The organism is Pantoea sp. GbtcB22 (genome assembly GCF_019091025.1).
Taxonomy (GTDB): domain Bacteria; phylum Pseudomonadota; class Gammaproteobacteria; order Enterobacterales; family Enterobacteriaceae; genus Pantoea; species Pantoea leporis.
Genome location: NZ_JAGXKB010001100.1, coordinates 1 through 228, shown reverse-complemented (window position 1 = coordinate 228; position 228 = coordinate 1). Strand labels below are relative to the sequence as shown.

The window sequence follows — 228 nt, the reverse complement described above, 5'->3', positions numbered from 1 at the left end:
CACAATAAATTTGAGTTTTAACATCAATAGGTTCATCCGCTGGAGAAAGGAAATGCGCCATCATAGCGACGAGAGTTAAAGCGCCTGCGCGCACGCCCAGGCCGAGCTCCACGCCCACTGGAAGTTGTAGCCGCCCAGCCAACCGGGAACGTCCACCACTTCGCCGATAAAGAACAAACCTGGCACCTCGCGCGCTTCCATGGTTTTTGACGACAGTTGGGTGGTATC

1 protein-coding gene is annotated in these 228 nt (G+C 54.4%); it reads right to left on the bottom strand.

Features of this window, described 5'->3' with window-relative positions; genetic code table 11:
• Nucleotides 1-75: 75 nt before the first annotated feature.
• A partial coding sequence (locus KVT28_RS27635) for an NAD(P)/FAD-dependent oxidoreductase (protein WP_217551553.1) occupies nucleotides 76-228 on the bottom strand: 153 nt, incomplete at its 5' end.